Source organism: Mycobacterium sp. E796 (genome assembly GCF_001672815.1).
Classification (GTDB): domain Bacteria; phylum Actinomycetota; class Actinomycetes; order Mycobacteriales; family Mycobacteriaceae; genus Mycobacterium.
Window position 1 is genome coordinate 1 of the sequence record NZ_LZKK01000240.1, and the last position, 591, is coordinate 591.

Annotated in this window: 1 pseudogene; it reads left to right on the forward strand. The window is 64.8% G+C overall.

The window, feature by feature from the left end:
- Nucleotides 1-591: pseudogene (locus tag A5706_RS18050) on the forward strand (serine/threonine protein phosphatase); the annotation flags it as partial.

Consider the following 591-nt stretch of genomic DNA (forward strand, 5'->3'; position numbering starts at 1 on the left):
CGGACAACGTGACCGTGGTGGTCGCCGACGTCGTCGACTACGACTACGGTCAAACCCAGCCGATTCTGGCCGGTGCGGTATCCGGCGACGACGACCAGCTGACCACCCTGCCCAACACCTCCGCAGGGCGCGCCTCGGCCATCAGACCCCGCGACGAGGTCGCCAAACGCGTTCCGCCACAAGAGGAACCGTCCCGGCGGCAGCGATGGTCGCGTCGACGGATGGCGATCGTCGTCACCCTGATGGTGCTGCTGTTGCTTGCGGGCCTCGGAATCGGCCGAGCCATCATCCGCAGCAACTACTACGTCGCCGAATACCGCGGCATGGTGTCGATCTTGCGGGGAATCCAAGGGTCGCTGCTGGGAATGTCGCTGCACGAACCCTATTTGATCGGCTGCCTGAATGCCCGCAACGAGTTGTCGTTGATCGGTTTCAGTCAGAGCGGAGGCCATCTGGACTGTCGCCTGATGCAACTGCAGGATCTGCGGCCGCCCGAACGCGCCCAGGTTCAGGCCGGGCTGCCCACCGGAAGCCTGGACGACGCGATCGCCCAATTGCGCGAACTGTCCACCAACTCCCTGCTGCCACCCT